This window comes from Mesorhizobium sp. M0968, assembly GCF_040319065.1.
Taxonomy (GTDB): Bacteria; Pseudomonadota; Alphaproteobacteria; order Rhizobiales; family Rhizobiaceae; genus Mesorhizobium.
Genome location: NZ_JAMYNL010000013.1, coordinates 82,445 through 108,733 on the forward strand (window position 1 = coordinate 82,445; position 26,289 = coordinate 108,733).

The 26,289-nt window shown below is 61.0% G+C and carries 24 protein-coding genes and 2 pseudogenes; 9 read left to right on the forward strand and 17 right to left on the reverse strand.

The window, feature by feature from the left end; genetic code table 11:
- Positions 1-90 precede the first annotated feature (90 nt).
- The 3 genes from poxB to NKH67_RS21505 form a co-directional block, all read right to left on the reverse strand.
- Positions 91-1,824 carry a ubiquinone-dependent pyruvate dehydrogenase gene (gene poxB / locus NKH67_RS21495; protein ID WP_352502298.1) on the reverse strand — a complete coding sequence of 578 codons (1,734 nt, stop codon included), beginning with the start codon at positions 1,822-1,824 and terminating at the stop codon, positions 91-93.
- Positions 1,825-1,927: 103 nt separating this feature from the next.
- On the reverse strand, positions 1,928-2,425 hold the full coding sequence (locus NKH67_RS21500; RefSeq protein WP_352502297.1) for a Dps family protein: 498 nt from the start codon (positions 2,423-2,425) through the stop codon (positions 1,928-1,930).
- Positions 2,426-2,471: 46 nt separating this feature from the next.
- Complete coding sequence (locus tag NKH67_RS21505) at positions 2,472-3,521, reverse strand: cupin domain-containing protein (protein WP_352502296.1); 1,050 nt, start codon at positions 3,519-3,521, stop codon at positions 2,472-2,474.
- Between the two features lie 182 nt (positions 3,522-3,703).
- Here NKH67_RS21505 and NKH67_RS21510 point away from each other — a divergent pair, with 182 nt between their 5' ends.
- From NKH67_RS21510 to NKH67_RS21525, 4 genes are all read left to right on the forward strand, one after another.
- On the forward strand, positions 3,704-4,408 hold the full coding sequence (locus NKH67_RS21510) for a YoaK family protein (RefSeq protein WP_352502295.1): 705 nt from the start codon (positions 3,704-3,706) through the stop codon (positions 4,406-4,408).
- On the forward strand, positions 4,317-5,957 hold the full coding sequence (locus NKH67_RS21515) for a sensor histidine kinase (RefSeq protein ID WP_353031795.1): 1,641 nt from the start codon (positions 4,317-4,319) through the stop codon (positions 5,955-5,957). Before NKH67_RS21510 ends, NKH67_RS21515 begins: the two co-directional genes overlap by 92 nt.
- Positions 5,954-6,571: a response regulator transcription factor gene (locus tag NKH67_RS21520; RefSeq protein WP_352502293.1), complete on the forward strand. Its 618-nt coding sequence runs from the start codon at positions 5,954-5,956 to the stop codon at positions 6,569-6,571. The genes NKH67_RS21515 and NKH67_RS21520 overlap by 4 nt, the downstream gene beginning before the upstream one ends.
- A gap of 107 nt (positions 6,572-6,678) precedes the next feature.
- Positions 6,679-7,047: a response regulator transcription factor gene (locus NKH67_RS21525; protein ID WP_352502292.1), complete on the forward strand. Its 369-nt coding sequence runs from the start codon at positions 6,679-6,681 to the stop codon at positions 7,045-7,047.
- 86 nt (positions 7,048-7,133) lie between these two features.
- Here the strand turns inward: NKH67_RS21525 and NKH67_RS21530 are convergent, their stop codons facing one another.
- The 6 genes and pseudogenes from NKH67_RS21530 to NKH67_RS21555 all read right to left on the reverse strand — a co-directional run.
- On the reverse strand, positions 7,134-7,697 hold the full coding sequence (locus NKH67_RS21530; protein WP_352502291.1) for an HdeD family acid-resistance protein: 564 nt from the start codon (positions 7,695-7,697) through the stop codon (positions 7,134-7,136).
- A gap of 281 nt (positions 7,698-7,978) precedes the next feature.
- Positions 7,979-9,652 carry an FAD-dependent oxidoreductase gene (locus NKH67_RS21535; protein WP_352502290.1) on the reverse strand — a complete coding sequence of 558 codons (1,674 nt, stop codon included), beginning with the start codon at positions 9,650-9,652 and terminating at the stop codon, positions 7,979-7,981.
- Between the two features lie 24 nt (positions 9,653-9,676).
- Positions 9,677-9,982, reverse strand: coding sequence for a UBP-type zinc finger domain-containing protein (locus tag NKH67_RS21540; protein WP_352502289.1), 306 nt, complete (start codon positions 9,980-9,982; stop codon positions 9,677-9,679).
- Positions 9,983-10,046: 64 nt separating this feature from the next.
- The gene (locus tag NKH67_RS21545; RefSeq protein WP_352502288.1) at positions 10,047-10,868 is read right to left on the reverse strand and encodes an alpha/beta fold hydrolase; all 822 of its coding nucleotides are present in this window, start codon (positions 10,866-10,868) and stop codon (positions 10,047-10,049) included.
- A 147-nt stretch (positions 10,869-11,015) separates the two neighbouring features.
- Positions 11,016-11,792, reverse strand: a complete 777-nt coding sequence (gene istB / locus NKH67_RS21550; RefSeq protein WP_352502358.1) for an IS21-like element helper ATPase IstB — start codon at positions 11,790-11,792, stop codon at positions 11,016-11,018.
- Positions 11,793-11,817: 25 nt separating this feature from the next.
- Positions 11,818-11,994 (reverse strand): annotated as a pseudogene (locus NKH67_RS21555) (IS21 family transposase); the annotation flags it as partial.
- Between NKH67_RS21555 and NKH67_RS21560 the strand changes: the two are divergent.
- The 5 genes and pseudogenes from NKH67_RS21560 to NKH67_RS21580 all read left to right on the forward strand — a co-directional run.
- Positions 11,985-12,125, forward strand: a pseudogene (locus NKH67_RS21560) (aminoglycoside phosphotransferase); the annotation flags it as partial. The pseudogenes NKH67_RS21555 and NKH67_RS21560 sit on opposite strands and share 10 nt — an antisense overlap.
- A gap of 127 nt (positions 12,126-12,252) precedes the next feature.
- Entirely contained in the window at positions 12,253-12,573 is a 321-nt protein-coding gene (locus NKH67_RS21565; protein ID WP_352502363.1) for a hypothetical protein, read from the forward strand.
- Positions 12,574-12,827: 254 nt separating this feature from the next.
- Positions 12,828-13,640, forward strand: coding sequence for a helix-turn-helix domain-containing protein (locus tag NKH67_RS21570; protein ID WP_352502287.1), 813 nt, complete (start codon positions 12,828-12,830; stop codon positions 13,638-13,640).
- A 147-nt stretch (positions 13,641-13,787) separates the two neighbouring features.
- Positions 13,788-14,687 (forward strand): sugar phosphate isomerase/epimerase family protein, encoded by a 900-nt coding sequence (locus NKH67_RS21575; protein WP_352502286.1) that lies wholly within the window; start codon positions 13,788-13,790, stop codon positions 14,685-14,687.
- Positions 14,688-14,857: 170 nt separating this feature from the next.
- A complete protein-coding gene (locus NKH67_RS21580) occupies positions 14,858-15,790 on the forward strand; it encodes a Gfo/Idh/MocA family protein (protein ID WP_353031799.1) in 933 nt (310 codons plus the stop codon).
- Between the two features lie 242 nt (positions 15,791-16,032).
- On the opposite strand, the gene NKH67_RS21585 is transcribed toward NKH67_RS21580, so the two are convergent.
- From NKH67_RS21585 to NKH67_RS21620, 8 genes are all read right to left on the reverse strand, one after another.
- Positions 16,033-16,578 carry a VOC family protein gene (locus NKH67_RS21585; protein WP_352502284.1) on the reverse strand — a complete coding sequence of 182 codons (546 nt, stop codon included), beginning with the start codon at positions 16,576-16,578 and terminating at the stop codon, positions 16,033-16,035.
- Between the two features lie 89 nt (positions 16,579-16,667).
- Positions 16,668-18,254 (reverse strand): GMC family oxidoreductase, encoded by a 1,587-nt coding sequence (locus NKH67_RS21590; protein WP_352502283.1) that lies wholly within the window; start codon positions 18,252-18,254, stop codon positions 16,668-16,670.
- 53 nt (positions 18,255-18,307) lie between these two features.
- Entirely contained in the window at positions 18,308-19,624 is a 1,317-nt protein-coding gene (gene hisD / locus NKH67_RS21595) for a histidinol dehydrogenase (RefSeq protein ID WP_352502282.1), read from the reverse strand.
- Between the two features lie 70 nt (positions 19,625-19,694).
- Complete coding sequence (locus NKH67_RS21600) at positions 19,695-20,975, reverse strand: ABC transporter substrate-binding protein (RefSeq protein ID WP_353031801.1); 1,281 nt, start codon at positions 20,973-20,975, stop codon at positions 19,695-19,697.
- A gap of 115 nt (positions 20,976-21,090) precedes the next feature.
- A complete protein-coding gene (locus NKH67_RS21605) occupies positions 21,091-22,254 on the reverse strand; it encodes an ABC transporter ATP-binding protein (RefSeq protein ID WP_352502280.1) in 1,164 nt (387 codons plus the stop codon).
- 4 nt (positions 22,255-22,258) lie between these two features.
- The gene (locus NKH67_RS21610) at positions 22,259-23,164 is read right to left on the reverse strand and encodes a carbohydrate ABC transporter permease (RefSeq protein WP_352502279.1); all 906 of its coding nucleotides are present in this window, start codon (positions 23,162-23,164) and stop codon (positions 22,259-22,261) included.
- Positions 23,142-24,017 (reverse strand): carbohydrate ABC transporter permease, encoded by an 876-nt coding sequence (locus tag NKH67_RS21615; RefSeq protein ID WP_352502278.1) that lies wholly within the window; start codon positions 24,015-24,017, stop codon positions 23,142-23,144. Before NKH67_RS21615 ends, NKH67_RS21610 begins: the two co-directional genes overlap by 23 nt.
- Before the next feature lie 99 nt (positions 24,018-24,116).
- Positions 24,117-25,913: a thiamine pyrophosphate-binding protein gene (locus tag NKH67_RS21620; protein ID WP_352502277.1), complete on the reverse strand. Its 1,797-nt coding sequence runs from the start codon at positions 25,911-25,913 to the stop codon at positions 24,117-24,119.
- Positions 25,914-26,289: the final 376 nt, after the last annotated feature.

The following is a 26,289-nucleotide window of genomic DNA, read 5'->3' on the forward strand; positions in this document are numbered from 1 at the left end:
AGGGCGAGGCAAAAAGACCTCGGGGTGATTAAGGACGAAGCCCATGTCCGATAGGCCCGCAGCGGACTTCTCTTCAGAAGAGGTCATTTCCTAGCGGGGCAGCAGATTGGTCGCGGCGAGATCGATCACCTCATCGCCGCGACCGCTCATCACGGCGCGGATCATCCACAGGCCGAAGCCCTTCATTTCGGCGCTGGTGATCGTGGGCGGCATGGACAGCTCCTGTGTGGCGCTGACGACATCAAGCAGGGCCGGTCCGTCATGGGCCAGAATGTCGGCGACTGCACCGGGCAACTCGCCCGAATCCTCGACGCGGATGGCATGGATGCCCATGGCCCGTGCCATGGCGGCAAAGTCGGGATTATCCAGCGACACACCGGTTTCGAGAAACCCGCCCGCTTTCATTTCCATGGCGACAAAGCCCAGTACGCCATTGTTGAGGATGATGATCTTGACCGGCAGATTCTGCTGGCGCAGCGTGATCAGGTCGCCCATCAGCATCGAGAAGCCACCGTCGCCGGCGAGCGCGACCACCTGGCGGCCGGGCTGCGCCGCCTGGATGCCGATGGCTTGCGGCATGGCATTGGCCATCGAACCATGTGCCAGCGAACCTACCAGCCGGCGCCGGCCATTCATCTCGAGATAGCGGGCCACCCAGATGGTGGGCGTGCCGACATCGAAGGTGAACACGGCATCCTCGGCTGCCAGGTCACTGACCACCTTGGTCAGATATTGCGGATGGATCGGCCCGCGCCCTGCGGTGCCCGCGGCCAGATCATCGAGCCCCTTGCGTGAAGCGGCGTAGCGCTTGAGCGATTTATCCAGATGGGCCCGGTCTGTGCGCGCCGGCACATGGGGCAAGAGCGCGGCAATCGTCAGCCCCACATCGCCGACCACGCCGACGTCGAGACGTACCCGGCGCCCCAGGTTCTCGGGTCGAATATCGACCTGGGCTATTTTGCATGTAGACGGCAGGAATTGCTTGTAGGGGAAGTCGGTCCCCAGCATGACCAGCAGGTCGCAGTCGTGCATGGCCTCATAGCCCGAGGCAAAGCCGATGAACCCGGTCATTCCCACGTCATGGGGATTGTCGTATTCGACATATTCCTTGCCGCCCAGGGCATGGACGATTGGCGCTTTCAGGGCCTCGGCCAGCGCCATCAGCGGCGCATGGGCGCCGGCACAACCGCGACCGCCGAACAGTGTCACCTTGCGCGCCTCGCCGATCAGTTGCGCCAGCGCCTCGATGTCGGCATCGGCCGGGTAAACCTGGGGCAGAGACGGCAGCAGACTTTGCCGGCTGGCGACAGCGCGAGGCGGGGCGTCGCGCAGGGCGACGTCGCCGGGAATGACCACGACGGCAACGCCGCGCATGCCCACGGCAGCGCGAATGGCATTTTCGAGCACATATGGCAGCTGGCTCGGATCAGACACCAGTTCGCAATAGTGGCTGCATTCGGCGAAAAGGTTCTGCGGATGTGTTTCCTGGAAATACCCGCTACCGATTTCAGCGGTCGGAATCTGCGCCGCGATCGCGAGAACCGGCGTGCGGCTGCGATGGGCATCAAACAGACCATTGATCAGATGCAGATTGCCCGGGCCGCATGACCCCGCACACACTGCGAGTTCCCCGGTAACCTGGGACTCCCCTGCGGAGGCAAAGGCGGCAACCTCTTCATGCCGAACGTGGATCCATTCGATCTCGTCATGGGTCCGCAAGGCATCGGTAAACCCGTTCAGACTGTCGCCAACCACGCCATAGATCCGTTTCACGCCGGCGGCGGCCAGTGTCTCGACCATCAGTTCAGCAACATTCCTGCTCATGGCAAATCGTTCCGGCTCGGTGGCCGCGCATAGCGGCGGCGTGGTGAAAGGTCAGGCTCTCAAGGGGCAGTGGCGCCGGACTGGCCGGCACCACCGTGCAAACTCAGGCGCGACGGTTGGATTCGTAGAGGAACCACACGCGGCGCTCGGTTTCGTCGATCCAAACTTCGATCAGGCTGGTGGTCGCAACATCCTTGTACTCATCGGCAGCACCGTGGCAGGCCCGCAGGATCACGAGCAGCTGCTGGTTGTCGCTGGCCAGTTCGGCCAGCATGTCGCCGGGGGTAACGAAGGCGGCATCATTGTCGGCAATACGCTGTGTGCGGGCAATCTGGCCGATCGAACGCAGGGTGGTGCCACCGAGCTTGCGGGCCCGCTCAGCGATCACATCGGTCATGGCAAAGATTTGGTCGCCCTGCTCGTCGAGCATTAGGTGATAATCGCGGAAATGTGGCCCAGACATATGCCAATGGAAGTTCTTGGTCTTGAGATAGAGCGCGAACGTATCGGCCAGCAGGCCCGTCAGGGCGGCCGAAATATCATGGCTGGCGCCATTGCCCAGGTCGGTGGGGGTAAGCAGGGGTGCGGTCAGGTTGCTCATGTTGAATTCCTTCTGGTTGGGTAGGCGTTTGAAAGGGGAACGGCGGCTAGATCACGGGGTCGATGGGATTGGTGCGCGGCACGAGGAGCGGGTCGATCTCGGTGTAGGGAAAATGCGGCAACTGGTCTTCCGCAATGCCAAAGGACTGCGCCAGCACGCTGCGCGGAAACACATTGATCAGCGACCGGTAGCCGACGTCCCCGGGCGATACCTGGTCAAAGAAGATCAGGGCGTGGAACGTGCCCGCTCCGATGTTTTCGATGTGGTGGGGATAGGCCGGCGGGATGAAATACACGTCGCCCTGCGTCACCGTGTAGGTATCGATCTTTCCATCCGGATCCAGAATGGTCATGCGGGCGGTGCCCGCCGCGACATAACCCATTTCGGCGGTCTCAGGATGCCAGTGCGGCTCGCGCGCGCCCCGATCGGTTATCCGTACCGAGAACATGGCAATGTCGCGCAGCGCTGGCCAGAGGGCGGCCTTGGTCGTGTGGGCGGTGCCGGCCGGGAAATCGATCTGCGGCGGCGTGGCCTCAACGCTATACTTGTAAGCATTGACATGGCGCGCCTGGCCCTCGACCAGGGTGTGGCCCTGCACAGCAACGATCTCAAGGTCAGCCTGCTGGCGATCAAAGTCCTCGAAGGCAGCGCTGGGCAGGTCATAGGTATTGCCCAGAACCGCATTGCTCATGGCGCCGAAGGCGGCCTTTAGGCCGAAGTCTTCGGGATGTTCATGGGAAAAAGCGAGGACGAACTCGGCAGGTTCGCTGCCGATGTTTTCGATACTGTGCATCGCCCCGCTGGGCACGAAGAACATCTCGCCCTGGCCAACCACAAAACTCTCACGCTGGGCGTGGTTGGCGGCGATGGTGATGAGTGCCTCGCCGCGCAGGCAATAACCCAATTCGTGCGCATTGGCGTGCCAGTGCGGCTCGCGCACCCCGTTTGGAGCCAGGCGCAACCCACGGATCGACAGGCCTCGCATGATCGGCAAATCGCCTGCATCTACATGGGTTATCGAACCCATCGGGCCGTCGAACCGGGACTGGCCCGATAGTGTTGCAACGTGGCGGCTGGTGCTCTTGGTCATGGTCATCGTCTCATCCCCTGCTGGTTTCAAACCCGATGGCCACAAATTACGGCGGCCCCACTCAGCGCACTATCGGACGCTGGTTTGGCCGGCTCATACGTGCGTATAGGGCGACGGCTTGCGGTCGCTGCGGCTAGGTTCTGGCCAGCTATTTCCGAGCGGGGCGCTGCGCGCCCAGGAGCATGTTGATGCTGACCAACAACGACGCCAGCCCTGCGCAACGCAGCGACACGGGACTATCGGTGATGCTGGCGCTCGTCGCCGGCTATGTCGATGTCTGCACCTTTCTGGCATTCGCGGGCTTCTTCGTCGCCCAGGTGACAGGCAGCTACGTCGTGGCTGGATCAGGCCTGTTCGGCGACGGTGACGGTCTGGGCGTCAAGGTGCTCGCCATCCCCGTTTTCCTCCTCGCTGGCATGGTGACCACCGCCATCGTTCGACTATTCGGACCGTGTCAGCACCTGGCGATGGTCGGCTCGCTCGGCCTTGAGGCCGCGCTCCTGTGCGGCCTCACCATTGCGAGCCTGCACGACGGCGCGGACCCCATCACGGCCGGGCCGGCCCTGTTTGGTCTGGCGGCGATGGGCATCCAGAGCGCGACCGTGCGGCTGCTGCTCCCTAGCTCGGCCTCTACCAATGTCATGACCAGCAATACCACCCAGATGGCGATTGAGCTTGTCGACAGCTGCCGCAGCCGCCGGCCCACAGTCAGGCTGCTGCAGACCGGCAGTGTGATGCTGGGGTTTCTCGCCGGCATCATCGCAGGCGCTCTCGCCCATCGCGTCGCTGGTCTCGCCTGCCTTGGCCTTGCGGCGCTGGCGCTCTGCGCGCTGGTGGCCCGCGAAATTCTTGTGGTCACCGCAAAAACGCGTCCCCACGCCGGAAGCCTATGATATGTCTCGGCCATATGTTCCGGCTGGGGGCACCATGTCACGCTATGCCTTTCTCGCGGCTATCGTTCTGGCCACAGGCATCTTCATCTTCGATACGCTGACACCGCTCAATATCGCCGTCGCCGTGCTCTATGTGGCCGTCGTCCTGCTGTCGCTCAACTTCACCAACCGGCGCGGTACCCTGCTGGTCGGAGCCGGCTGCATGGGCCTGACCATCCTCAGCTTTGCCATTACCCACAGTGCCGATTTCGAGGCCGGCGCCACAGCACGTGGGCTGTTCAGCCTGGCGGCCATCGGCGTCACAACCTTTCTGGCGCTGCGGCTGGCCTCGACCATCACGGTGATCGCCGACAGCGAACAGCGCTATCGCTCGATCTTCCGGGCGGCCGGCGTGGCCATTCTCGAGATGGACTTTTCGCCCCTCAAGGCGCGACTGGAGGCCCTGCGGGCCGAAGGCTTCACCAGCGTCGCGGCCATCGCGCGCGAAAGGCCCGATCTAGTTGGCGAGGTCACTGGCCTGATGCGGCTGATCAATGCCAACGACCGGACGCTGACTATGTTCCGCGCCCCCACCCTGGCAGTATTTGCCCAGCGCCTGCCGTCGCTGATTCCGCCCGAGATAGCGCCATCGACCTGGCGACTTCTCGAGGCCATCTGGTCGGAACAATCCAGTTTCGAGACCGAAAGCGTGTTCGATACCGTCGACGGCAAGCGGCTCAATGTTCTGTATACCGTGGCCATGCCAACAGACCGTCCGGCGCTCGACAGGGTATTGGTCAGCTTCATGGACGTCACAGCCAGGCATCAGGCCGAGAACGATCTGCACCAGGCGCAGGCCGAGCTGGCGCACGTGTCGCGCGTGGCGACCCTGGGCGAACTGACCGTTTCGATTGCCCATGAGGTGAACCAGCCGCTGGCGGGCGTGGTGACCAATGGCGAAGCCGGACTGCGCTGGCTGCGGCGGCCCGAGCCTGATCTTGCCGAGGTTTCCGCCGCCATCGAACGCATGATCGCCGATGCGCGCCGCGCCAGCGAAGTGATCAAGCGTCTGCGCGCGCTCGCCAGCAAAGCCGTGCCACAGGCCGCGCCGGTCGATGTCAACGAGCTGGTGCACGACACGCTGGGAGTGGTGCAGCGCGAGATCGCCGGCCACCAGGTCAGCCTCAAGTTGGCCTTGGCGGACGGGTTGCCACCGGCGTTGGGCGATCGCGTGCAATTGCAGCAGGTGCTGATCAACCTGATCGTCAACGCCATCCAGGCCATGGCCGCGACAGGCACCACCCAGCGCGATCTGACCATCCGTTCGAGACCCACGGACACTGGATTGTCCGTTGAAATCACCGACACCGGCCCGGGGTTCAGCAGCGATGCCGCCGCAAAGCTCTTCACGCCCTTTTTCACCACCAAGGACGAAGGCATGGGCATGGGCTTGCCGATCTGCCGCTCGATCGTGGAGGCCCATGGCGGCAACCTGCGGGCCCACTTGCTTGCAGAGGGCGGCGCTGCGTTCGAGTTCAATCTACCTGCACATACGGAGACACAACTATGACGGCTGTCGCACCCACGGTCTTCGTCGTTGATGATGACGCCTCGCTCCGCGATGCCCTCGATAGCCTGTTCCGCTCGGTGGGCATGCGGGTAGAGCAGTTTGCCTCGCCAAACGACTTCCTGGCACGGGGCCCGGTCATCTCGGAAAGCTGCCTGGTGCTCGATATCCGCCTGCCCGGCGTCAGTGGCCTCGAGTTCCAGACCCAACTGGCCCAGATGGGCAACGCCATCCCTATCGTGTTCATGACCGGCCATGGCGACGTTCCCATGTCGGTCAAGGCAATGAAAGCGGGCGCCCTCGACTTCCTGACCAAGCCCTTCCGCGATCAGGACATGCTCGATGCAGTTTCGGCGGCCCTAGCGCTTGATCGTGAGCGCCGTGCCGGCGATGCCCAACTGGCCTCCCTCCGGGCGCGCCACGCCACCCTCACCCCGCGCGAGCGCGAGGTGATGGATCTGGTCACCACCGGCCTGATGAACAAGCAGGTCGCCGGCGAACTGGGCGTCAGCGAGATTACCGTCAAGATCCACCGGGGTCATGTCATGGAAAAGATGGCCGCGCGTTCGCTTGCCGAGCTGGTCAAGATGGGCGAGGCCCTGCGCCCGTCAGGGTAGCGCCGACGACACACACTAAACCTGTGTATGATTGAATTGGTGCCCCGGTGGGCGCATTTGGATGGCATTAGCGCAGCGCGCTCCAGTATGCTGCGCGAGGAATTTCAATGTCACACGTCAAGACCATTGCCATTGTCGACGATGACCCTTCGGTGCGTCAGGCAACATCCAGCCTGATCCGCTCGCTGGGCATGCACGCCACCACCTTTGCCTCGGCAGAGGACTATCTTGCCGCGCTCGGCACGTCCGATGTCAACTGCCTGATAACTGATGTCCAGATGGATGGGATCGGCGGCGTGGAACTATCCCAGATCCTGCGCGACCGGGGCAATGCAACGCCTGTCATCTTCATAACGGCCTTCCCCGACGAGCGTATCCGCGAACGGGTCATGGCCGCCGGCGCCATTGGCTTCCTGGGCAAGCCCTTCGAGGGCCAGATGCTGATCGACTGCATCGAAACCGCCCTTGCGGCGTGAGGTCGGCTTCCCTCTGACGCGTGTTCCACTGCAAAAATGGCCGCCCGACATGGGGCGACCCTTTCTGCGATACTGGCAGCACTTGCCTAGCGCTGGCGCAGCGCCCAGGCCATGCCCAGCGCGCTGAGCCCTTGGAAGATCAGGTCCACACTCAGGATGGCGCCCAGAAGCCACAGGCTGACCCCGGGCCATGCCAGAAGGACCGCCAGACCAGCCAAGGCGGTCACCGTTCCCATGGCAGCGAGCGACCAGGAAGGACTGCCTTTGTGTTCAAGCGCGGCCGAGCCGATGCGGGATGCGCCGCCAATCACCAGCAACACGCCGATCAGCAACGTCAACCCGGCACTGGCCAGCAGCGGGTTGGTAAATGCCAAAACGCCCGCGACGGTGTAGAGCACGCCGCCAAACGTCCAAAGGATCTTGGCCTGCCAGCCCGGGGCGGTGAAGGCAAAGCCCACCTGCGCAAGACCGGCAATGATCATCATTGCGGCAATATAGATGATCGAAAAGACGGTTGCGAGCATCAGGCTTGCGCTGGCCAGCAGACCGGCGACGAGCAGGGCCAAGCCCAGCGTAGCCAACCAGATCCGGCCGTTGCGGGGTTTGTCGGAAACAATGCTGCTGGCGGTTGAGGTGGATATGTCGTCCATTTTCATCTCCTGTCTTCAAGGGTTGAAGGGACGGTCTGGTGCAATGCGTACCCGCGATCAGCCCGCGTCGGCGGCGATGAACTCCGCCCCGACATACCGTCCTCTCGATGACTACGAGGATCGCATGGACACCATCGTGGGGTCTGTCATACGTGTAGGCGGCCCGGACGTGTCTTAGTTTGATTGCCCCATACGCAGGTATGGGTCGCCCGCCGTGGCAGGAGGGTCGCCCGGCCGCAAGGCCTGCCGAGCATCGGTTAGGCCGGACGGCTTTTGACCCATCAAGGGGCAGAAGAGCGGGCAGCCAGCGCGGCATGGATCTGGGCGATTACGGCAGCCCCTTCGCCGACCGCCGCAGCAATGCGCTTGGTGGAGCCTGCCCGCACGTCGCCTATGGCAAACACGCCCGACATGGAGGTCTCCAGCGGCAAACGACCGGCCGGCGGCGGGATGGCAGCCATACCCGCACCCGTCACAATGAACCCGTGGCTGTCCGTTTCGACACAGCCGTCCATCCAGCTAGTGTTGGGATCGGCGCCGATGAACAGGAACAGGTGTCGCAGCGCCAGCCTGCTGTCCTGCGCACTCTCCCGATGGCGCAGGACCACTGCATCGAGCCCGGCGACCTCATCGCCCTCCAGCGCCGACACCTCGGAGCTGGCATGCAGCACCACATTGGGCAGCGATGCGATGCGGTCGATCAGATAGCGCGACATGGTGGCCGTCAGATCGGGCCGGCGGATCACCAGATGCAGCTTTTTCACCCGCGGCGCCAGAAAGGCCACAGCCTGGCCAGCGGAATTGCCGCCGCCAACCAGCGCAATCTCCTCGCCCTCGCACAGCCTGGCTTCAATGGGGGACGCCCAGTAGGCGATGCCGCGCCCCTCAAAGGTCTTGAGATTGGCAAGCGGTGGATGGCGATAGCGCGCCCCGGAGGCCACCACCGTGGTCCGGGCCCGGATGACCTGCCCGTCAGACAACGTCAGGGCGGTCAGGCGCTCATCCGTCAGAGACTTCAGGGCGGTCACCGACTGCGCCAGCGCTATTTTCGTGCCAAATTTGAGCGCCTGGCTGAAGGCGCGCCCGGCCAGCGCCTGGCCGGAAATGCCACTGGGAAAGCCGAGATAGTTTTCGATTCGGGCCGATGCGCCGGCCTGCCCACCAATGGCATTGGCCTCCAGCACGACTACGCTGAGCCCTTCTGACGCGGCATAGACCGCCGCCGCCAGTCCCGAGGGACCAGCACCGATGATGGCTGTGTCATAGACGACGTCCGTGTCGATGGTCGGCGATATGCCGATGCAATGCGCCAGCGCAGCGTCGTCCGGACAGCGCAGCGTGCTGCCGTCAGCGCAGACCACCAGCGGCAGAGTGGCCCCGCCGGGCTGCATCTGCGCAACGAAGGTCCGAGCCCTCTCATCAACTGATACGTCCAGCACGACATGGGGAAAGCCGTTGCGGGCCAGAAAGCCACGCAGGCGCACCATGTCCGGACTATTGGGAACACCGATGAGGATCGGTCCCCCGCTGCCGGCGTCGATCAGCGCAGCCCGCCGAAGCATGAACGCACGCATCACCATTTCGCCAATATCGGCCGAACCGATCACCAGCGCCCGCACCTGCGCCGCCGTCAATAGCACCGCCTGACACCCCTGCGCACCGGCGCGGCCGCCGGCCAGCGTCGGCTGCCCCGTCAGCTGGTTGATTTCCCCGCTGAACTGCCCGGGGCCAAGCGTCTGGATCAGGCGCTCATCGTCGAGGCCCGCATGGGAAAAAATGTCCATCGTGCCGGCGACGATGAACCAAGCAGGCGCGTCTGTCGCGCCCACTGCATAGGCCAGGGCACCTGGCGTCAATGTTGCAGGGGCACCGCCGCTCCGCCGCTCGACCACAGCGAGTTGATCAGCCGTCAGGGTGGGAAAGCGTCGATCCTCAGTGGTCTCGCTGGTAGCCATGGCCCAAACCCTCTTGGCAATAATTCAGTAGTAGCGGGGGATTGGCCCCAGCTGCGGCGTCTGGGAAGGCAGATCGATCATCATCTCGTCGACATAGCACCAGCCCCAGCCCTCGGGCGGATCATAGCCTTCGATGATCGGGTGACCGGTATGGTGGAAATGGGCGGTGGCATGGCGTCCGGGCGACTGATCGCAGCAACCGATATGGCCGCAGGTGCGACAGATGCGCAGGTGCAGCCAGCGCTGCCCGGTCCGAAGACACTCCTCGCAGCCGCGGCTACCGGGCGTCACCTCGCGTATGGTCTGTACATGCGTGCAATGGCTGGACATGGGAGTCTCTCCTGGGGCCGAAAGAAAGTGGGCCACACAGCGGCTGCGTGGCCCCGGGCGCTGATCAGGCCCTGATGAAGGCGAGCACGTCAGCATTGAATTTTTCGGCCTCCGTTTCGGCCAGACCATGCGGCGCGCCGGGATAGATCTTGAGCTCGGCGCCCTTGACGATCTTGGCCGTCTTGAGGCCGGCCGCTGCAATCGGCACGATCTGGTCAGCATCGCCGTGCACGACCAGCGTGGGCTTGTCGATCTTCTTGAGGTCCTCGGTGTAGTCGACCTCGGAGAATTCGCGGATGCAGTCATACTCGGCCTTGATGCTGCCCTGCATGCCCAGCCGCCAGAAGGTGTCGCGCAGACCCTGGTTGACCTTGGCGTCTTCCTTGTTGAAGCCGTAGAACGGCATCGACAGGTCCTTGAAGAACTGCGACCGGTCGGTGGCCGTTCCCTTGCGGAGTCCGTCGAACGCCTCAATCGGCGTACCCTCGGGATTGGCTTCGGTCTTGAGCATCAAGGGCGGCACGGCACCAACCAGCACCATCTTGGCGACCCGTGCCGTGCCGTGCCGGCCAACGTAATGGGCGATCTCGCCGCCGCCGGTCGAGTGCCCGACCATGATCATGTCCTTGAGATCGAGCGCCTCGATCAGCTCGGCCAGATCATCGGCATACTGGTCCATGTTGTTGCCGGCCCATGGCTGGCCCGATTTGCCGTGGCCGCGGCGGTCATGGGCGATCACGCGGTAGCCCTGCGAAGCAAAGAACAGCATTTGCGGCGCCCACGCGTCGCCGGCCAGCGGCCAGCCATGCGAGAACAGGATCGGCTGACCCGTGCCCCAGTCGGTGTAGGAAATTGCCGTGCCGTCGGTGACCTGAAAAATGCTCATTTTGCTCTCCACTGTCGCGAACCCGCCGGTGCGGCCGGTTGATAGGGAGAGCATCGGCCAGACGATGATTTGGCACCATTCTACGAGTGGTTCGTGGCATCATACTTGTGTATGCCTGTTGATTTCCGCCGAGAAGTGACCCGCCTCTTAATTGTGTTCTTGGTCAAATGTGGTGGTCAAGGGTCTGGGTTTCTCCTTCGGTTTTGGCGGCGCATGGGCCGAGCTGTTCTTGAAGCGGAAGCTGTCGTTTCCGGTCTCGAGGATGTGGCAATGATGGGTGAGCCGGTCGAGCAGCGCCGTCGTCATCTTGGCATCGCTGAAGACGCTGGCCCATTCACTGAAGCTGAGATTGGTGGTGATGACCACGCTGGTATGCTCGTAAACCCTGCTGAGCAGGTGGAAGAGCAAGGCGCCGCCTGAGGCACTGAACGGCAGGTAGCCGAGCTCATCGAGGATGACCAGATCACAGTGAGCCAGGCGGCCGGCAATCTGACCAGCTCGCCCCTGCATTTTCTCCTGCTCGAGCGCATTGACCAGCTCGATGGTCGAGAAGAAGCGGACGCGTTTCTGATGATGCTCGATGGCCTGCACCCCGATGGCGGTGGCGACATGGGTCTTGCCGGTACCAGGGCCACCGACCAGAACGATGTCATTGGCTTCCTTGAGGAAGTCGCAGCGATGAAGCTGGCGCACCAGGGTCTCATTGATCTCGCTGCTGGAGAAGTCGAAGCCATTGAGGTCGCGATAGGTCGGGAAGCGGGCGGTCTTGAGCTGGTAGGCTGTCGATCGAACCTCACGCTCCGCCGTCTCGGCCTTGAGCAGTTGCGACAGGATCGGGATGGCAGCCTCGAAGGCCGGAGCACCTTGCTCGGTCAACTCGCCTACGGCCTGGGCCATGCCGTGCATCTTAAGGCTCTTGAGCATGATGATGATCGCGCCGGCGGCGGGGTTATGGCGCAAGGCGGGCCTCCGAGGCTTTGCGCAGAGCGTCATAGCGCTCGACATTGACCTTTGGCTCATTGGTCAGCATCAGGGCTTGGGGCGCATCGATGGTCGGCGGCGTGATGGCTTTGCCGTCAACCAGGCGGTGCAGCAGGTTCAACACGTGCGTCTTGGTTGGGACGCCTGGAGCGGCTCACTGGCGGAGTCGCCAATGAGGGTTGGAGCGTGCAAGTCGGTGGGTGGTTTGCAGCCGCCCGCCTTGGCACGCGGAGCGACGCTGATCTGGCTTTGGAGACCGGGCTCCTCCAGCACCTCGGAGTATTAACCCGTTGTGGTGCGCGGGATCGATCCGCGCTTGTCCACTGTCCCGGGACTGAGGACGAGACTCGAGGACTGCGGTTGCTAGCGGCATGCCGAGCCGCAGCTGTTTGTCGCGACCAAGTTGGAGGCATACCGCGGACGCGGCCAAGGCGATCTCATCGCCAGCCGCGATGCCGAGGACATTCTGCTTTTGGTCGACGGGCGGGAGGAGATCGTCGAGGAAATCGCAAACGGCGAGCCGGAGATCCGGGCCTACATCGCCGAACAGGTTACCATGCTGCTCGCTGATCCAAACTTCGACCATTTCCTGGAGGGAAACATTCGCGGACCAGTGGGCCGCACCGACATCGTCTACGACCCGGCTGGTCGCGATCAGCACGCTGGATCTGGATATGCGCTGACAATTCCAGACTGCAGATTATCCGACACTCAAAACGGGTAGATTGCCCCATCACCACCGCCGAGTCCGACGTTGTCGGCGGCGAATGGAATGGCGAGGTCACGGACGACACAGGCTGCGGGAGGCCACACGGGACGTGATACACGACCTCCACTTTTTGTCACACCAACTAACCGTGCGCTATTCAAACTGACGCGACTGCGGTGTAATCTAGCGTCAATTCGCGGCAACCAAGCTTCAAAATAGAGGGCATATCGCTGCCAACGCTCAGCGCAGAGCGCAGCAGGAGAACCGCGATGAACCAGCAGGCGAACCTAGCCGATAATCTTAAAACTCTATGCGAGCAGCACGGCACCGTATCGGAAGCATGCCGAAAGTTGGGCATCAATCGTCAGCAATTCAATAAGTATCTCGCCGGAACTCACGCGCCGTCGCAGAAGAATCTCCGCTTGATCGCGAATTTCTTCGGATTGAGCGTCGATGTCATGACATACAATCCGCATGACTTTCAATCGCTTGTCGAGGGAAACCACTTCCATCTGTTCAAGCGGATACAAAAATCGCCTAAGATGATGATGTTTATCACGGAAATACTGTCCGCGAATGCGACAGACGCGGCAGACTTTCTTGGGGCCTACGAACGCTACCACTACTCCTCGATCTACAAAGGTCAGATACTCAGGTCAATATTTTATCTCTATTCGAAAGACGGGATATTGATGCATAGCTACGTTGAACGGTTCCCGAACCTCGATGGCTCTAATAAGATTGACTATATTTTCAAATACCACGGATTCAGTTTCTATATTTCCAATCGCCTGTTCTCAATCGATTTCGAGACCATCCAACGTAACGAGATGACATTCAGCAATCTCGCCTCAATCGACCGAAATTCGAAGAAGTTCATGTTCGGGGTAACCAGCGGAATCGCGGCGAGCATGGTGCGACAGCCGGTTGCGCAAAAGGTGGCCATGCATTTTGTGGGAGACCGGAAGACTCGGAAAGGCGACCTGCGCCGTGCCACGGTGCTTTCACCGAGCGACGCTTCGATACCCAAGGAAGTGATCACCTATCTTACATCCGGAACGTCGACGATAGACTCCATTTGAGATTGACCGTCACCGCTCAAGCGAAGTGCGTCAGAGTGCTCAAGTGTCATGCCGCCTGCGAAATTGCGCTGAGCGCTGCTTGCGGGTGAAGTCAGCTGCCGTCGATGCCTGTCAGCCGCGCGCGTCCACGCCAGTTGGTGGGTGCAGATGGTAAGCACCATCGCAGACGTGCCGGAGCCGCATATGTCGAGAACCGTCAATTCCTACATGATGCCGTTCTCGAACGTAGCGCATCTGTCTTTAACGGACAAATTCCGGGCGACGCAACTTGCCGGCTTCAAGGAGCTGTCGCTCATGCCGCGTGACGTCGAGAGACTGATCGAGGGCGGCAAACCGGCATCGGACATCGTCGCGGAGGCCGCGGATCATGGTGTGCGCATCACCCGGCTCGACCCGTTGAACACCTGGCCGCGGATCTGGCGCCCGGATAATATGGACGAGGCCTACATCGCCACAGTTAACACGCCACCGGACCAGTTTTTTCGCCTGACCGACGCGCTCGGCTGCACCCATGCGAGCCTGAACGCCACCTTTCCGTTGAATGCAATGTCGACAGACGAGATCACGGAGCACTATGTGGCGATCTGCGCCCGCGCGGCTGCGCATGGCCTGAAGTGTGATCTCGAATTCATCCCGCTGTGGGGCGTTCCAACGCTGGAAATGGCATGGAATGTCGTCCGTGATTCCGGCGCGTCGAATGGCGGGCTGGTGTTCGACGTGTGGCATTTCGTGCGCGGAGGCTCCGACATTGGGCTCCTCAAGACGATCCCCGGCGACATGATCCATTGCGTGCAGGTCAACGATGGCCCTCTGGCGCTGCCGAAGGGGGTGACGATCAAAGACAATTGCTACGACCGCCAGTTTCCTGGCGACGGTGAATTCCCGAATGCCGAAATCCTGCGAATCCTGGCGGACACAGGCGGCCTCAACCAGGTCGGACCCGAGGTGTTTTCGCCTACGCTCACGTCAATGAGCGTCGAGGACGTGGCGCGCAAGTCTGCGGAATCGACACGAAACGTGCTTCTGGCCGCAGGTCTGGCGGTCTGAGCTTGAGAAAAGGCTCGACGGGTTCGACCCGACGCCACGCCCCACTCACTGACTGGACGAGGTGTTTCGTTGAAACGGCAAGAGCGAGCCAATCAGCCTCCAATCTGGCATTCCTTAACAGCGGTGCAAACGATGGCGACGAAAAACTCGGCCATTTGGAAGGAGGATTTGTGACAATTCAAATTTGCGTTGTAGGCCTGGGCAAGATCGCACAGGATCAGCATCTGCCGGTAGCTGCCAAGAACGCTGACTTCAACCTCGCAGCGGTAGTCAGTTCGCGCGGCTCTTACGGAAATGTGAAAACCTTCAAGACTTTTTCGGAACTCGTCGCAAGCGGGATCAAACTCGATGCCGTCACGCTGTGTATGCCTCCGAAACCGCGCTTCGATATCGCACACCGAGCAATCGACGCCGGATTTCATCTTCTTCTCGAGAGGCCGCCGACATCGACAATCGGTGAACTGGAGGCACTGCTGGCCCATGCTGCCGCCCACAAACGCATTGTCTTCACAGCATGGCATTCGCAACACAACGCGGCGGTCGACGAGGCAAAACGCCTCCTTGCTGGTTTGACGGTCCGCCGTCTGCATGTGTCGTGGAAGGAGGACGTCCGCTACTGGCACCCTGGTCAAGAATGGATCTGGGAGCCAGGCGGGTTCGGCGTGTTTGATCCTGGCATCAACGCATTCTCCATCATCTCGAAAATCATGCCGGTTCCGATCCTTGTAGCCGATGCGCTCCTGATGATCCCGTCGAACAAGGCAACACCCATTGCTGCCTCCATTCGCTTCAAGTCGCCCATTGGGATTGACACCGATTTGACCGCCGAACTCGACTGGCAACAAACCGGTGAACCATCCTGGGACATAGACGTCGAAACCAACGAAGGCACGACTCTTCAGCTGAGCAACGGCGGGACGCAACTCCGTGTTAATGGCGAGGTTACTCTCGCCGGTTCATCGTCCCAGGAATACGAAGGCATCTATGCCCATTTCGCCGAGCTGTTGAAGTCCGGGAAATCGGATGTAGATTCAACGCCGCTACAACTGGTCTCCGACTGCTTCATGCTGGGGCGACGGGTCGACGCGGACCCGTTTGTCTGAAGGCGACACTTGCTCGGGTGCGCCCAATCCAAGCCATCTGACTGACTGAATCCGCGATTGGGTCGTGGAGTAGTTTGTGGACAAGTCGGAGGGCACTCGTCGCCGCCCAGTTCTTCTGCGCCCGCCCATCTGCACACACAAATGCGCCCCGCAGCCGGGCTGTCCGGACTACGGAGCGCACTTCGCCTTGTGAGGCAATCGAACCCGATTTGGATCGGGGTGGCGGATAGATAGCGGTGGACCTAGTGGCTAGATTGTGTCGGGTTCCACAGCCGCATTCCTGCATTTGCCTCATAGGCCTTGCCGGATGGATAGCTGATAAGTTCCATTTGAAGGCCCCATGGCGCTTCGAAATAGACCCACGACTCGCCCGCTCCGGGACCGTGTTTTTCGAACTCCGGTTTGTCGTAGACTTTAACCCCATGGCTGCGGAGATGTTCGCTGGCTGCGTTGATATCATCCACATAAAAGCACAGATGATAGCCGCCAATGTCGCTGTTTCGGGGGAATACTGTCTTTTGATCAGGGGCCTCGAAATCGAAAAGTTCAATGTTGCTCCCATTGCCACAGCGCATGAAGACGACCTCTTTCATGTGTGCGCGCGGGTGGATATTCATTTTGTCTTGCATGAAATTCCCGGTGTCGTCCTTCAACGATCCGCCGGAGTAGATGAATTCGCATCCGATGATGTCTCGAAAGAAGGCGATCGCCTCTTGCATGTTCGGCACCACCAAACCGGCGTGATCGATCCCTGCCAGTCCAGGGAGGCCCTTCGTCTGATTGTTCATGTCTGTCTCCTTTTTTGAATCCGAAAGATCAAGTTTCCCGGCGCGCCGCCTTCATGGAATGGTGGCAGAAAGGCGCAGCAACCGGCGTGTCAGGTCAATGAGCGCAAGATAAAGTCCGCCCCTCGTTCCCCGATCATTATTGTCGGAGCATTCGTGTTGCCCGACACCACGGACGGCATCGCTGAAGCGTCGATGACGCGCAGGCCGTCGAGGCCGCGGACGCGTAGTTCCGGATCCAGGACGGCGAGGTCGTCGGTCCCCATTCTGCAGGTGCCGCTGGGATGCAAGGACGACTGCGCATACTGCCGTATGTACTGCTCGTAATCGGCTTTCGTCATAAGTTGCTTGCCCGGCATATGCTCACGTTCGATGTATTTTGAGAGCGCCTTCTGGGACATGATCTCTTGGCCGCGTTGAACTGCCTCGACCAGGCAACCGAGATCGGAAGGCTCGGAAAGATAGTTGGGCACGATATGCGGAGGCTGCGCGGGGTCGGAACTTCGTAGCCCCAACCATCCTCTGGACTTCGGTCGGATGTGGGTCGCGTTCAAGGTGCAGCCGAACCCGCCAGGAACCGGGGCGCCGGATTCTATGCCGCTGCCGCACAGGAATATGTACTGAATATCCGGCCGATCGGTGGATTGGCTCGAGCTCCAGAACGCCCCCGAATCCATGACGTTCGACGTAACCGGCCCGCGTCGGAAAAGCAGATACTCCAGGCCTGCCCAAGACTGCCACAGAGGGCTTTTGTAGCGATCGTAGCTGTAGGGTCCCGACAGTTGATAGGTCATATAGATGTCGACATGATCACAGAGATTTTGTCCGACACCAGGCAAATCGTGCACCACGTCGACACCGCAGGATCGCAAATGCGCCGCGGGACCGACGCCGGAAAGCATCAGCAGGTGGGGTGAGTTGATCGCTCCCGCGGATATGATGACTTCACGATCGGCATAGATAGTCGACGTCCGTTGCCCGTCGGCTATCTCTACCCCTACGGCGCGTCCCTGTTTGAAGACGATGCGCAAGACGCGACAATCTGTTCGCACCTTCAGATTTGATCGCCTCTGCGCCGGCTTCAGAAAGGCAACGGCTGCACTCGAGCGCCGGGCGTTGCGAATTGTCAGCTGATAGAAACCACATCCAGCCTGCTCCCCGGAGTTGAAATCCGCATTGAAGGCAAGGCCAGCCTCCTGACAGGCTTTCAGCCATGAACGGCTCAGCGGGTGGACATAGCAGGGATCCGAGACGCCCAGCGGGCCGCCCTCACCATGAGCTTCGTTGGACAGCCGGTCATTGTCCTCGGAGCGTTTGAAAAACGGCAAGACCTCCTTGTAGGACCAACCCGTGGCCCCTTGCTCCACCCAGCGTTCGTAGTCGTCCGGCGCGCCTCGAATGTAGAGCATGGCATTGACGGAACTGCCTCCACCAAGAACCCTGGGCTGGACCATTGTTTGAGCGCCAAGATGCTTGTCCGCCTCGCAGCGGACCTGCTCAAAGCGCTGCAGCAGATTGCCCTGTGCGGTCTTGTAGTAGGTGACCGGCATATGGATGTAGGGGCTGTTGTCTCGGGGGCCTTGTTCAAGCAAGAGCACCGAAACATCGGGATTCTCGCTGAGCCTGGAAGCCACCACGCAACCGGCAGACCCTCCTCCAACCACGATGAAATCGACCATACTCCCTCCAAACAATAGTAGCGCCACGCGTGAGAACGGATTTCCTCTCCGAATTAGGCGTAGCGCCGGGCGCCGGTCCCATAGGGCAGATTCAAGCCGCCATAGCGCCGAAGACGGATGTTGGCCTGTTCCGCGTGACCAACGAAGCCTTCGAGCATGCACAGACGCGAGCAATAGGCTCCGACTTCCGCGGAAGCAGCGTCAGTGTCGATGCGCTGGAATGTGCAGGTCTTGAGGAACTTGCCCACCCACAGCCCACCGGTGTAGCGCGCCGCAAGCTTCGTAGGCAGCGTGTGGTTGGTGCCGATCACCTTGTCGCCATAGGCGACCGTCGTGCGCGGCCCGAGAAACAGCGCGCCATAGTTGGTGAGATTCTCCTGGAAGTAGCGGTCATCCCTTGTCATCACCTGCACGTGCTCACTGGCGATCCTGTCGGCCACCTGGAGCATTTCCACTGCGTCCTCGCACAGAATGACCTCCCCATGATTGGCCCACGCCTTGGCCGCGACCGCCGCCGTCGGCAGGATGGCCAGCAACCGATCGATCTCGTTGAGCGTGTCTCGAGCGAGTTTTTCGGAATTCGTGATCAGAATCGCCGGGGTATCGACGCCATGTTCGGCCTGGCCAAGCAGATCGGTCGCGCAAAGTTCGCCATCCACGGTTTCGTCGGCGATCAAAAGCGTCTCGGTCGGGCCTGCGAAGAGATCGATGCCGACCCGCCCGAAGAGTTGCCGCTTGGCCTCCGCGACAAAGGCGTTACCGGGGCCTACGATCATATCGACGGAGGCGATCGTCTCGGTGCCGAGGGCCATCGCCGCAACGGCTTGCACGCCACCCAGACAATAAATGACGTCGGCGCCCGCCAGATGCTGTGCGGCCACGATCGCCGGCGCCGGCTTGCCTCGAAAGGGCGGCGCGCAACTGATCACCCGCGGACATCCCGCCACCTTTGCCGTGATGATCGACATATGTGCGGAAGCAAGCAATGGGTAGCGGCCTCCCGGTACGTAGCAGCCAACATTCTCGACCGGTATGTTCTTGTGACCGAGGAAAACGCCCGGCAGCGTTTCGACCTCAAGGTCGAGCAGACACGCCCTTTGTTTCTCCGCAAAATTGCGCACCTGTGCTTGAGCAAAACGGATATCGCTGAGTTCACCCATCGAAAGCTGGGACAGGCAATCCTCGATCTCCTGCTCGCTCAGGCGAAAATCTTCACGGTCCCAGCTGTCGAATTTCGCCGAGAGCGCCCGCACCGCCGCGTCACCATGCTCTGCGACGTCGGTGATGATCGCCTCGACCGTCGCGCGCAGTTCGCCTTCGAACACAGCGGGGCGCAAGTTCTCGTCTGCTCGCTTCAAATGGCGTGCCATGGTCATCTCGTCTTTCCGGTTGGCAGGATGCGACGCCGCCGGCTTTCGCACCGGCGGCGTCCAAGGAGGGTCAGAGGGAATTCAACCCTTCGACAAGCTTGTCGACTGCCTGCTGCGAGGTCATGTCGGGCGTATTTGCGAACTGTGTAATGACGTCCATGTACGGAGCGCGGATGTCGCGCGGCAGCGCATTGTTTTCGACGAACGAGGGAATGAGCGTGCCGTCTTTCATGCCTTCCTCACGGTCAGCAAAGGCCTGCTTGGAGCAGTCATTGAACCTGTCACGCGGTACATCGAGGCGTGCCGGAATAGAGCCACCTTTGAGGTTCAGGTTCTCCTGAACTTCGATCGACATCGCCGCGCTGGCGAGAATCTCCTGCTTCCTCTGCGCTTCGGGATTCGGCTGCTTGAACATGCCAAAGAAGTCGGTGAGAAAGACGTACGTGTGGCCGTGTCCGGGCGCCGCCGTGCAGAGATAGTCAACGCCAGGCTTCATGTTGACGGCGACGAACTCGCCATTTGCCCAGTCACCCTGGAACTGCATTGCGGCTTCGCCCTTGATCACCTTGCCCGTCTCGATCGCCCAGTCGGTGCCGGCGCGGTTGGGGTCGGCATAGGCGAGCACCTTGCGGAAGGTGTCGAACACCTTGACCGTCGTGTCGCTCTTGATGGCTGCGTGGTCGGTCGCCATCACTGCCTTCTTGTAGAAGTCGACGCCGGCCTGGCCGATCAGGATGTCTGTCCAGATTTCGCCCTCCTGCCAGTCGTCACCACCCAGCGCCAGCGGTATTATCCCACCCGCCTTGATCTTCTCGGCAAGCGTCAGGAACTCGTCCCAGCTTTCCGGTACCTTTCCGCCGAACCGGTCGAGAACCTTCTTGTTGATCCAGAGCATGTTCTCGCGCCGCTGGTTGAGCGGCACCGCAACGATCTTTCCATCGACCTTCATGTAGTCGAGCAGAGCGGGAGCGACGAGCTGTTCCCATCCTTCCTTCTCAGCGGTTGCCGACAGATCGCCGAGAGAACCGGCTTGCGCATATTCCAAGACGAACTGACCTGGCATCTGCGATGCGGCGGGCGGATTGCCGGCCGCGAAGCGCGCCTGCAGCGCCTGTGTCATGTTCTTGCCGCCGGCGCCGGCGATCGGCGAGTCCACCCACTTGAGACCCTGCGCGTCGACAGCGTCCTTCAACACCTTCATTGCCGCAGCTTCGCCCGCGGCGGTCCATTGATGGACGACCTCGATTTCGTTTTCGGCGGAGTAGGCCGGTATGCTGATTGCCATTGACGCGATGGCCGCTGCACTCAGCAGAACTGGCCCGAAATATTTCCGCTTCCCCTTGATGCTCATTATGGTTGCTCCTTGTTCGGCAGAGATTGGTGCACGAAGGCTCAGACGCGCCGAAACGTCTGCCGCCTTTTTCATTGTCGGTTGTGGCGTGTTGCCTCGAAGGCCCTGGGTTGATCTACCCGGTCGCGAACCGCGTCACGTCGATCGGTGGCATGCCCGCGTCCTCTCCAGCCTGCTCGATGCGCATGCCTGTGTTGACGTCGAATATCTGGATGCCATCGATATCGACCAGGAAGGTTTCGCGGCCTGCCCTCAGCGCCGATTTCGGATGGCACCGCGCAATGACTTTGTTGCCGCCAAGGGTAAGCGTGACGAAAGTGTCGGAGCCCGTTGGCTCGACAAGGTCGACCACCGCATCGACTTTCTGGGTGTGTTCATGATTTTTCTCGTGCGGCAGAAAGATCGCCTCGGGGCGGATACCCGCAATGACCGCCGTCCCCTCTGGGGCGGCAGATGGATTGGCAGGACCCGAGATCGCAAGGTGGATCGGTTTGTCGCCAGCGCCCACGATTTCAAGCAGCACACGGCCATCCTTTCGACGCATGCGAGCCGGGATCAGGTTCATTGGCGGCGAGCCAATGAACCCCGCGACGTAGGTGTTGGCGGGGCGGCCGTAGATTTCGTCGGGCGAGCCGATCTGCTGTATAACCCCCGATTTCATCACCACGATCTTGGTCGCAAGCGTCATCGCTTCGACCTGGTCGTGCGTCACGTAGACGATTGTCGCCGAGAGACGCTGGTAGAGTTTCTTGATCTCGGCGCGCATTTCGACGCGAAGCTTTGCGTCCAGATTCGATAGCGGCTCGTCAAACAGGAAGATCTTGGGCGAGCGCACGAGCGCGCGGCCCATTGCGACACGCTGCCGCTGACCACCCGACAGTTGACCCGGCTTCCGGTCAAGCAGAGCGCCGATCTGCAGCGTCTCCGCGACACGGGCGATCGCCTTGTCGCGCTCTGGCTTTGCCACGCCGCGCACTTTCATGCCGAAGGCGATATTATCGCGAACCGTCATCGTCGGATAAAGCGCATAGGATTGGAACACCATGGCGATGTCGCGATCCTTTGGCTCAAGTCTGGCGACCGAGCGCCCGTCAATTAGAATGTCGCCGCTGCTGATTGGTTCGAGGCCTGCGATGGCGCCGAGCAGGGTCGACTTGCCGCAACCCGACGGGCCGAGCAATACGAGGAATTCGCCGTCCCTTGCCTCAATGTCGATGTTCTCGAGCACCGGGAGGTTGCCGTAGGACTTGTGAAGACTGCGGATGTTGAGTTGTGCCACGGCCCTACCCCTTTACAGATCCGGCCATCAGACCGCGGACGAAATACTTTCCGGCGAACACATAGACGAGGAGCGTCGGCAACGCGGCGAGCATGGCCGAAGCCATGTCGACGTTGTACGGACGCTCTCCGGTGCTGCTCGAGACGATGTTGTTGAGCGCCACCATGATCGGGACATTTCGTCCCGAGGTGAAAGCCACGCCAAACAGGAAGTCGTTCCAGATGCTGGTGAACTGCCAGATGATCACCACCACCATGATCGGCAGCGACATCGGCAGCATCACGTGGCGAAATGTCTGAAAGAAACCCGCGCCGTCTATCCTGGCGGCCTTGGCGAGATCGCTTGGCACAGAGATGAAGAAGTTCCGGAAAAACATCGTCGTAAACGGCAGACCATAGACGACGTGTGCAAGGATCAGGCCGTTGATCGTGCCGGCGAGGCCGAGTTTGCCGAGTGTTTGAGCAAGCGGAATCAGAATTGCCTGGTAGGGCGCAAAGCAGCCAAACAAGATGATCGCATAGACGATGTTCTGCCCGCGAAAATTGACCTGCGTGAGGGCGTAGCCGTTGAGTGCGCCGATTGCCGTGGGAATGAGCGTTGCCGGAACGACCAGGTAGATGGTGTTGAGAAAGAATGGGCTGAGGCCGGTGCATTCGACTCCCACGCACGCGTTCGACCACGCATCGATCCAGGGCTGAATGGTTGGGTGGCGCGGGATGCCGACCAAAGTGCCGAGACGTATCTCCTCCATCGATTTCAACGACGTGGTGATCATCACGAACAATGGCCCGACAAAGAACAGAACGAAGATGAGAAGGGTGAAGTAGACCGCGGCCCATCCCAGGACTCGTGCGACATCGATACGCGCCGCCGAACGCGGCACCGGGCTAGCGAGCGTTGCGGCGTTCATGGCGTATTTCCGAATAGAGGTAAGGGACAATGATGGCGATCACCGTCATTGTGATCATCACCGCGCTTGCGGCGCCTTGAGCGAGCTGGCCACGTCCAAAAGTGTATTGGTACATGAAGGTCGTCGGCAGATCGCTGGAGAACCCCGGACCGCCATTCGTCAGAGACACGATGAGGTCGAACGAGCGTAGCGCCTGGTAGAGCAGGATGACGATGACGCTGAAGAAGACCGGGCGCAGCATCGGCAGAACGATCGACCAGTAGATTCTCGGCAGGCCAGCGCCGTCGATGCGAGCTGCCTTGAAGAGCTCCGCGTCGACACCTCTCAGGCCCGCCAGGAAAATCGCCATGACGAAACCACAGGACTGCCAGAAGGCGGCAAGCACTATGGTGTAGATGGCCATCTTCGGGTCGATCAGCCAGTCGAACTTGAAATCGACATAGCCCATATCGCGCACCAGTTTCTGGATGCCGAGGCCAGGGTTGAGTATCCATTTCCAGGCGATGCCGGTGACGATGAAGGAGATCGCCATCGGGTAGAGGTATATGCTGCGGATGACGTTCTCGAGCCGCACTTTCTGGTCAAGGAAGATCGCAAGCACCAGGCCGGCAACAAGTGAAAGGCCGATGAAGAGCGATGCGAAGATCCAAAGATTGTCGACCGCGATCTGCCAGCGATCAGCCTTCCACAATTTTGCGTATTGCTCGATGCCGACGAAATCGTACTTGGGGAAGAAGCGCGACGAGGTCAGGGAAACGACTACCGTCCACAGGATGTAGCCGTAGACGACCAGCAACGTGACCAGCAAAGTCGGCAGCAACACCAGCCAGGATTTCGAGGGCCAGCCGGTCAAAATTTCTGTGATCGTTGCTCGGGGGCTATTCGTCGTCACGTGGCTCTTGCGCCTCTCAGCTTTGGTGGCGGTATTGTCGCTGCTGCCCTGACCATGCGGTCAAAGATGCTGCTCTTGCGCACGTTCTCGCCAATAGTCGTCCTGACCTTCGTCGTGATAGGCGGGGATCGGGAAGTCCCACCAGCCTGGGACGAAAGCGCCTGCCGCATCGCGCGCCGTCGGCACTTCAACGAGCGCTGGGCCGCAGCAGGAAAATGCAGCTTCGAGGGCCGGCTTCAGCTTGTCGGCGCTCTCGACGCGCCAGGAGTCGATGCCGAAGCTCTTGGCAATTTCAGCGAATTGCGGCGAGTAGGCGCCGCCATTGCCCATATTGAATTCGCTGGCGACATGGCGGCCGAGGATCTTGCGCTGTCCGCCGCGGATCGACATGTAGCCGGAATTGTTTTGTACGACGATGACGATCGGGATGTTGTGCATCGCTGCCACCGCCATCTCTTGCATCGACATCATGAAGTCGCCGTCACCGAGGATGACGCAGACCTTTTGGTCCGGGCAGGCGAGCTTGGCGCCGAGGGCAGCAGGCAGCGCCCAACCCATCGAGGAGTAGCTGCCGGAGGTGATGTGCGTGCGTGGCTCGTAAACCGGATAGGTCTGTTTGACGACGCCTTGCGTGTTGCCTGAGCCGACCAGAAGAATGTCCTCGCGACCCATGATTTCGCGAAGTTCCTTCAGCGGACGCTGCGTCGTGAAAGGGAACTGGTTGCTGTCGCGACGTACGGCGAGCTGCGTTTCCCAATCGGCCTTCTCACGAGCGACCGCATTGTGGAATGCTTCCCGCCGGGCAAGCGTCTTCTTTGACTGCTCGGACGAAATGGCATCGATGATATCGGCAAGCGCCATCTTGGCGTCGGCGACAAGCCCGACCGCAGTCGGGTAATTCTTGCCGATCTCCTGATGGTCGATGTCGATGTGGACAAGCTTCGCCGGCGGGATCGAGAAACTGACGCCTTTGCGCCAGCTGGACGCGGACCAATCGGTGAAGCGGCAGCCGACGGAAACAACGAGGTCCGCCCCGGCAGCGATATTGTTGCCGGCCGAAGTTCCCGTCTGGCCTACCGCTCCTGCGAAAAGCACATGATCTTCCGGGAAGGCACTCTTGCCGTTCCAGGTCGTGACAACCACGGCGCCGGTCTTTTCGGCCAACTTCCTCACTTCCGGTGCTGCTTCCGCCGTGATGGCACCGCCGCCAACCACGATCACCGGACGCTCTGCCGCAAGCAACGCCGCGGCGGCAGCCTCGACTGCCCGCTGGTCAGGTCGGGCGCGGCCCATCGCCATCCTGAGATCTAGGTCGTGGATGTCCACCTCGGCTGCCTGCGACTGGATATCCATCGGCACTTCGACATGCACCGGACCCGGACGACCGCTGAGCATGGCGTTGAAGGCGCGATGCATGATGAAGGGCAATTCATCGACGCGACCAGCTTCGAAAGATCGTTTGACGGCGCCGCTGGCGATCTGCGGGAAGAAATTGGTGCGGTGGCGATCGAGCTCCTGCATGACCCCGTGGCCGCGCATATGCGTCGCCGGCCCGCCGGTGAAGAGCGGCACCGCCGTTGAGTCGGCGTAGGCTGTCGCCAGGCCGATGATGGTGTTAGCGGCACCGGGTCCAATCGAAGTCATCGCCGCCATCGGCTTGCCCGAGGCGCGCCAGTATCCATCGGCCATGTGGACGGCGCATTGCTCATGCATCACCTGGATGACCGGGATTTCGCTGCCCTTCTGCAGGAAGGCATCGAGCATCGCCCAGCATCCATGCCCCGGGATGGCTGCCACGTATTTGATGCCATACTTCTTCAATGCGGTCGCGATGACCTGGCCGCCAGTAAGCTTCATGTCTGCAGAACTCCCCTCGTCAGCGGTCGGCGGTCGCACGTCTTCGTGCGCCGGCATGCATTTGCTCCGCTCTTTTCTGGCTTGCCTCCGGTATGCACGACCACTCCTCTGGGAGGTCGGTCCGGATCGGCTGATTCTCCTGCGATATGACTTCGCCGACAGCCAACTCGCAATTTCTCAATGATGTCTAATGTGACGCAAGCTGAAGCTGCCAGTGCGTAAAATGCTGTCAGCTTATGCTGCCGCCCGTTCTGCGATGGCGCCGGGCTTGCGAAGCGAAACCAAATCGGCCGTTGAAATTTCGGCGCCAGACCCTCTGCCCGCTGTTGGATCGACGGCTCGACCATTGCCGCTGACAGGGCAATGCCAGCCAGTG